Origin of the sequence: Nonomuraea turkmeniaca (assembly GCF_005889735.1) — a bacterium.
In the GTDB taxonomy this organism is placed as follows: domain Bacteria; phylum Actinomycetota; class Actinomycetes; order Streptosporangiales; family Streptosporangiaceae; genus Nonomuraea; species Nonomuraea turkmeniaca.
Genome location: NZ_VCKY01000396.1, coordinates 1 through 5,709 on the forward strand (window position 1 = coordinate 1; position 5,709 = coordinate 5,709).

At 66.6% G+C, this 5,709-nt stretch carries 7 protein-coding genes; 2 read left to right on the plus strand and 5 right to left on the minus strand.

Annotated elements, in window-relative coordinates:
* On the plus strand, positions 1 to 916 hold a 916-nt coding region (locus tag ETD86_RS52145; protein ID WP_138674030.1), incomplete at its 5' end, for a DNA polymerase IV.
* Between the two features lie 6 nt (positions 917 to 922).
* Here the strand turns inward: ETD86_RS52145 and ETD86_RS52150 are convergent.
* A complete protein-coding gene (locus ETD86_RS52150) occupies positions 923 to 1,771 on the minus strand; it encodes an endonuclease VII domain-containing protein (protein WP_170223770.1) in 849 nt (282 codons plus the stop codon).
* Positions 1,772 to 1,956: 185 nt separating this feature from the next.
* Complete coding sequence (locus ETD86_RS52155) at positions 1,957 to 2,166, minus strand: ubiquitin-like protein Pup (protein ID WP_138674032.1); 210 nt, start codon at positions 2,164 to 2,166, stop codon at positions 1,957 to 1,959.
* Between the two features lie 146 nt (positions 2,167 to 2,312).
* On the opposite strand from ETD86_RS52155, the gene ETD86_RS52160 reads away from it, so the two are divergent.
* Positions 2,313 to 2,720, plus strand: coding sequence for a hypothetical protein (locus ETD86_RS52160; RefSeq protein ID WP_138674033.1), 408 nt, complete (start codon positions 2,313 to 2,315; stop codon positions 2,718 to 2,720).
* Between the two features lie 3 nt (positions 2,721 to 2,723).
* Here the strand turns inward: ETD86_RS52160 and dop are convergent, their stop codons facing one another.
* From dop to ETD86_RS56415, 3 genes are all read right to left on the minus strand, one after another.
* A complete protein-coding gene (dop, locus tag ETD86_RS52165; RefSeq protein ID WP_138674034.1) occupies positions 2,724 to 4,238 on the minus strand; it encodes a depupylase/deamidase Dop in 1,515 nt (504 codons plus the stop codon).
* A gap of 86 nt (positions 4,239 to 4,324) precedes the next feature.
* Complete coding sequence (locus ETD86_RS52170) at positions 4,325 to 5,422, minus strand: acyltransferase family protein (RefSeq protein ID WP_246149491.1); 1,098 nt, start codon at positions 5,420 to 5,422, stop codon at positions 4,325 to 4,327.
* A gap of 67 nt (positions 5,423 to 5,489) precedes the next feature.
* Positions 5,490 to 5,709: hypothetical protein (locus ETD86_RS56415; RefSeq protein ID WP_211370879.1), on the minus strand; the 220-nt coding region annotated here is incomplete at its 5' end.

Below are 5,709 nucleotides of genomic sequence, written 5' to 3' on the forward strand. Positions count from 1 at the left end.
ACCCCGCACCGTCGCCGCCACCGCCACCTACGAAGCCCGCGAACACGGCATCCACTCCGGCATGCCGCTCCGCACCGCACTCAGACGCTGCCCCGACGCCGTCTTCCTGCCCAGCGACCCGCCCGCCTACGAAGCCGCCTCAGCACGCGTCATGGCCGTCCTCCGCGAATTCCCCGTCCGCCTCGAAGTCTGGGGCTGGGACGAAGCCTTCATCGGCGTCACCACCGACGACCCCGAAGCCCTCGCCGCCGACCTCCAGCAAGCCGTGCGCGCCCGCACCGACCTGTCCTGCTCCGTCGGCATCGGCGACAACAAACACCAGGCCAAACTCGCCTCCGGCTTCGCCAAACCCGCCGGCGTCCACCGCCTCACCAGCGACAACTGGGCCGAGACCATGTACGCCCGCCCCACCGACTCACTCTGGGGCATCGGCGCCAAAATCTCGAAGAAACTCGCCGCCCTCGGCCTCCACACCGTCGCCGACCTCGCCGCCGCCGACCCCGCCGAACTCGCCCGCGTTTTCGGCCCCACCAACGGCCCCTGGTACCGCTACCTCGCCCTCGGCAAGGGCGAAGCCGAAGTCGTCACCACACCCTGGATCGCCCGAGGCCACAGCCGCGAAACCACCTTCCCCCGCGACCTCACCGACCCGGCCGACATCGCCCGCCACGTCGCCGCCCTCGCCGAACACGTCGCCCACGACGCCGCCGCCGAAGGCCGCGAGGTGATCCGCGTCTCCGTCAAGGTCCGCTTCACCCCGTTCCTGACGCGCACCCGCCAGTCGAAACTCCCCGCACCCACCACCGACCCCCGCGTCCTGTCCGACACAGCAGTCGCCATCCTCGGCCGGTTCGACCTCAACCGCCCCGTCCGCCTCCTCGGCGTGGCCGTCTACTACACCATGCCGGAGAAATAACCGGACTCAGCCCACCAGGGACGCCCTGGCGTAGAAATCAGTCCGAAGCTCCTCCTCGGCCCGGACCAACTCCTCCAGCTCCGCCTCGGAGATCTCCACCTCGTCATAATCGTCGGGCGATACCGCCTTCACATAAGAAACCGCCCGCCACACCACCGCCGGATCATCCCTGAACTGCCCGATCCCGGTATTGCACGGCAAACACAACGCATACCGCACATCACCGGTCCGGTGACAATGATCCACATCGTCCGGCGGCCGATCCCAGCACACCACACACAACCCGTGCTGCGCCGCGACCATCTTCTCCACATCCTCATGCCGCAACCGATAACGCTGCGACAAGTGATAAGTCCGCGTCCGCGGCACAGCACCACCGTCACGCTGCTCCGGAAGAATCACGACATCCGGCCAGAGCACCTCCCCGTCCAGATAGAGCGCGGCCAACTCCAGCAGCACCGTGTTGTCGCCGAAGTGACCGAGCCCGTTGTTGCAGTTGAAGCAGAGAACGCCCCGGACCTGCCCGGTCGCGTGACTGTGATCGACGAACGTGCCGGGAACGACCCTGCAGATGGCGCAGAGCCCGCCCTGCTGGGCGAGCATGCGCTCCAAGTCGTCCTCGGTAATGCCGTAACGGAGCTTCAGCTTGTAGTTGCGATCGCTACCGTGATTCTTGATCCTGTTATCGAGCGTCACACGTGCGTGACAAGGCTTACAATAAGCCGTCAGCCCCGACTTCTCGGCACGATTACGCCCGAACTCGTTTTCCGGCTTAACTTCCTCACAGCGCGGGCAGTATTTATGCGCTTCCGGAACCGCGACCGGCTCCCGAACGATCTTGCCCTGCTCGGCCATACGCTTTCGGTAACTCTGAGTGGAACGCCTCCTGAAGCAGGCCTTGCAATACCGCGCAAGCCCATCAGCCATGCGCTTATTGCGCCCGAACTCAGAGACCGCCTTGGTCTCCCCACAGTCCGGGCACCGCTTCACTCCGTCCGGCGTTTCCACCCGATTTACCCCTTTCGCCTGTCCGTTTTGCCCTACTCTCCGCCCTTTTGCACGTAACTGCGCACAAACTCCTCTGCGTTCTCTTCGAGAACTTCGTCTATTTCGTCCAGAATCGCGTCGACATCGTCCGTGAGCTTCTCCTGCCGCTCCTGAACGTCCGACGCCTCCGCAGCCTGGGTCTCCTCGGCCTCGGACTCGCGCCGCCCGGTCTGCTTCTGACCGCCGGTGTCCTTGGTAGCCATGTCCTACCTCCACTTGGGGGACTGCCTCTAGACATATCTTCCCCGAACCAGCCGACATTTCGCGCCGATCGCCCAGCGATCTTGCCCACTTGACTAGATAGCACTCCTATCCAATACTGGGATGCCGTACCCACAAGGAGGTTGAGATGTCCCCTTCGTCCCTGAGCACCGCCGGTGTGCTCCTCATCACAGTCCCGGGCGTGGCCTTCGGCGGCGTGACGCTGCTGAAGTTCCTGATGCGCAACGTCCCGGGCTATCTGGACAACCCGGTCCGTCGCGGCCTGTGGCGGGCCGGGCACGCGCATGCGGGCGTCCTGGTCCTGTTCAGCCTGGTGGCGCTGTTGTACGTGGACCAGGCGAGCCTGTCGGAGGGCGTGAAGGCGCTGACGCGCACGCTGATCGTAGCGGCGCCCATTTTGATGCCGCTGGGTTTCTTCCTGTCGGTGGTGCGGCCGGGCGACACGAAGCCGAACAGGCTGATCTGGCTCACGTTCGCCGGCGGTGCGTCCCTGGCGGCGGGCACGCTGACGCTGGGGATCGGCCTGCTGCTTTAGGTGTCAGTCTCCGCCGGTGAGCGCGGCGACGAGGTCGGCGGCGGTCCGGCACCGGTCGAAGAGCTCGCCGACGTGGGCTTTGGTCCCGCGCAGGGGCTCCAGGGTCGGCACTCGCTGCAGGGATTCCCGGCCGGGGATGTCGAAGATGACGGAGTCCCAGGAGGCGGCGGCGACGGATTCGCTGTATTGGCTGAGGCATCGGCCGCGGAAGTAGGCGCGGGTGTCGGTGGGCGGGTGTTCGACGGCGCGCTGGACTTCTTCTTCGGTGACGAGGCGTTGCATGCGGCCGCGGGCGACGAGCCGGTTGTAGAGGCCGCGGTCGGGCCGGATGTCGGAGTATTGGAGGTCGACGAGCTGGAGCCGGGGGTGGGACCAGGCGAGGCCGTCGCGGCTGCGGTAGCCCTCGAGGAGCTCGAGTTTGGCGACCCAGTCGAGCTCGCGGGAGAGCTGCATGGGGTCTTCGGCGAGGCGGGTGAGGACGGATTCCCAGCGGTCGAGGATGTCCTTGTTCATCTCGTCCTGGGCAGTGCCGCGCTCTTCGACGTATTTGCGGGCCTGCTCGAGGTATTCCATCTGGAGCTGGACGGCGGTGAGCTTGCGTCCGTCGCGCATGGCGATCTCGTACTTGCAGGTCGGGTCGTGGGAGACGGCCCGGAGTGCCTGCACGGGGCTCTCGACGGCGAGGTCGCGGGTGAGGAAGCCTTCTTCGATCATCGCGAGGACGAGCGCGGTGGAGCCGAGCTTGAGGTAGGTGGAGATCTCGGACATGTTGGCGTCGCCGATGATCACGTGGAGTCGCCGGTACTTCTCCGGGTCGGCGTGGGGCTCGTCGCGGGTGTTGATGATGGGCCGCTTGAGCGTGGTCTCGAGGCCGACTTCGACTTCGAAGAAGTCGGCGCGCTGGCTGATCTGGAAGCCCTCGCCGCGGGAGTCCTGGCCGATGCCGACTTTGCCGGCGCCGACGACGACTTGCCGGGAGACGAAGAAGGGGGTGAGGTGGCGGACGATGTCGGCGAAGGGCGTGGCGCGCCGCATGAGGTAGTTCTCGTGGCAGCCGTAGGAGGCGCCCTTGGCGTCGGTGTTGTTCTTGTAGAGCTGGATGGGCGCGTTGGAGGGGATGGCGGAGGCGCGGGTGGCGGCGTCGTACATGACGCGTTCTCCGGCTTTGTCCCAGAGGACGGCTGCCCGGGGGTTGGTGCATTCCGGCGAGGAGTATTCGGGGTGGGCGTGGTCGACGTAGAGGCGGGCGCCGTTGGTGAGGATGACGTTGGCGAGCCCGAGGTCCTCGTCGGTGAGCTGGGTGGGGTCGGCGACCTCTCTGGCCAGGTCGAAGCCGCGCGCGTCGCGCAGCGGATTTTCTTCTTCGAAGTCCCATCGTGCCCTGCGCGCGCGGGCCGCCGAGGCGGCCAGGTAGGCGTTCACGACCTGTGAGGAGGTCACCATCGCGTTGGCGCCTGGCTGGCCGGGTACGGAGATGCCGTACTCGGTCTCGATGCCCATCACCCGACGCACCGTCATGCAACACCCTCTGTTCGTCCGGGTCTGTCTATCCGCCGTTTATATGCCCGAGCCTATGCCCTTCACAGTGCCCCAGGGCCACAGAGTTATGGCACCGACGCCTTTTCCACCTGTACGGCCGGAGCCGATGGGGTTTGTGTAGGTCTGCGGGGCTTGAGTAGCCGCTGGATGGGCCGTTCGGCAAAGGAGTACACCAGATACGACAGCAGGATGGCCGTCAGCGTGGTGGTCACGGCGACGGCCCAGGGGGGCAGGTCCCCGGTGAGCGCGGGGATGAGAGCGACGGCGACGACGCCATGGAACAGGTAAAGAGGGTATGTGGTGCCCCCGAGCGCGGTGAGCGTTTTGGACGGTTTGAGGCGGAGGATGCCGAGCGCGGCGAGCGCCATCACGGCGAAGATCACGGTGACGGTGATGATGACGCTGGTGTCGGTGACGGGCATGTTCTTGAACCCGGCGGCGTCGATGCGCCGGTGGACGCGGGCGAGCGCGGAGTCGATCGACATGCCGTAGGCGACGGCGACGTAGAGCCAGGGCAGCCAGGTGCTGCCGTGTTTGCGTACGAGGTACAGGCTCATGCCGGCGACGAAGTAGGGGGCGTAGTCGGGCATGACGATCTCGTCGAGCACGGGGTTGTCGAGAATCCCGGCGTGCCCGAGCAATTTGACGGCCAGCGCGGCGGCCAGCCAGATGCCGGCGAAGGCGAGCACGCGGCCGTACGTGACGCCGATGATCACGAGGATGGCCATCAGCAGGTAGAAGCGGAGCTCGGCCCAGAGCGACCAGTAGACGCCGCTGGCGTCGGTGATCTTGAACAACCGCTGGAACATGGTGGCGTTCAGCAGGTATTCGCCTGGTGAAAGTTTTGGGTCGAGTGCTTTGGCGCCGGTGAGCCCGTAGAGGGCGGCGACGGCGCCGAGGCTGAGCCAGTACGCCGGGTAGAGGCGGACGAGCCGGGACCGGGCGAACCCGCCGAGCCCGCGCCCCCAGACGGTCATGAGGATGACGAATCCGCTGATGATGAAGAACAGTTCGACGCCGAGGATGCCGAGCCCGGCGATGGGGGCCAGCACGGGGAAGAGCTCGGCGGGCCGGTCACCCCAGACGGAGGCGTACGCGACCAGGTAGTGGAACGCGACGACGGCGAGGGCGGCGATGAAGCGCAGGAGGTCGAGCTCGGCCAACCGGCCGTCCTCCCGAGCGTGTTTGGGCCGGTTGGGGGAATGCACGCCATCTTTGACGTAACTTAGATCACTTTGGTTCCACTTGTCCCTCTGTTCCCACGAGCAACACCTGTGAGGAGGCGTCTAGGCCGAGGGCGGCGCGGGACGAGGGGGTGAGGGCGAGCAGGCCTGCGGCTCCGGCGGCGCCGCAGGCGGACAGGGCCGCGCCGTGGCGGGCGAGGAGCCGGGCGGCGGCGTCGGCCTGCACGTCGGTGATGGTCAGGTACAGGTCGGCGAGGCGGGTGAGG